General features: G+C 70.7%; 2 pseudogenes. Both read right to left on the minus strand.

Features of this window, described 5'->3' with window-relative positions:
* Window positions 1–200 (minus strand): annotated as a pseudogene (locus AC07AL_RS38565) (2-oxoacid:ferredoxin oxidoreductase subunit beta); the annotation flags it as partial.
* A pseudogene (locus AC07AL_RS38570) lies at window positions 197–1,354 on the minus strand (2-oxoacid:acceptor oxidoreductase subunit alpha); the annotation flags it as partial. The pseudogenes AC07AL_RS38570 and AC07AL_RS38565, both read right to left, overlap by 4 nt.

The following is a 1,354-nucleotide window of genomic DNA, read 5'->3' on the forward strand; positions in this document are numbered from 1 at the left end:
CAGCCGATCCCGGAGACGAACACGGTGTTCTCGCGCTTGATGCCGAGCTCCGGCATGAAACCCTGCACCGCCGCCAGGACCGCGTAGTCCCCGCAACCGGGACACCAGCGCACCTCCTGGTCGGTCTTGAAGTCCCGGGCACTCTGCGGACCTTCGGCCTTGGGCACCAGGTTCAGGGACGGGAAGCCGTTCTCGCTCATCGGTGGTCCTCCTCGTCCAGGGCGCCGATCGCCGCCGACAGCACGTCCGCCAACTGCGCCGCCTTGAACGGCAGCCCACGCACCTGGTTGTAGGACTCCGCGTCCACCAGGTACTTCGCCCGCAGCAGCAGCGCGAGCTGGCCCAGATTCATCTCCGGCACGACGACCTTCTCGTAACTCCTGAGCACCGCGCCCAGGTTGGCCGGGAAGGGATTCAGGTGACGCAGGTGCGCCTGGGCCACCTCCCCGCCGTCCGCCCGCACCCGCCGCACGGCCGCGGTGATCGGCCCGTACGTCGAACCCCACCCCAGCACCAGCACCCGCGCCTCGCCGCTCGGGTCGTCGACCTCCACGTCGGGGACGGCGACCCCGTCGACCTTCGCCTGCCGGGTACGGACCATGAAGTCGTGGTTCGCCGGGTCGTAGGAGATGTTCCCCGTCCCGTCCTGCTTCTCGATCCCGCCGATCCGGTGCTCCAGCCCCGGCGTACCGGGCAGCGCCCACGGCCTGGCCAGGGTCCTCGGATCCCGCAGGTAGGGCCAGAACGAGCCGTCCTCGCGGTTCGGCCCGGTCGCGAAATCCGGACTGACCAGCGGGAGTTCGTCCACCTCAGGGATCCGCCACGGCTCCGAGCCGTTCGCCAGGTAGCCGTCCGAGAGCAGGAACACCGGCGTCCGGTACGTCACCGCGATCCGCGCCGCCTCCAGCGCCGCGTCGAAGCACTCCGCCGGCGTCGCCGGAGCGACGATCGGCACCGGCGCCTCGCCGTTGCGCCCGAACATCGCCTGCAGCAGGTCCGCCTGCTCCGTCTTGGTCGGCAGACCGGTGGAGGGCCCACCGCGCTGGATGTCCACCACCAGCAACGGCAGCTCCAGCGACACCGCCAGGCCGATCGTCTCACTCTTCAACGCCACCCCGGGGCCCGAGGTCGTCGTCACGCCGAGCGCGCCACCGAAGGACGCGCCGAGCGCCGCACCGATCCCGGCGATCTCGTCCTCGGCCTGGAAGGTACGGACCCCGAAGTTCTTGTGCCGGCTCAGCTCGTGCAGGATGTCCGACGCCGGCGTGATCGGGTACGAACCCAGGTACAGCGGCAGCCCGCAGCGCTGCGCGGCGGCGATCAGGCCGTAGGAGAGCGCCAGGTTCCCCGAGAT

This window comes from Kitasatospora sp. NPDC043949, from assembly GCF_056435365.1.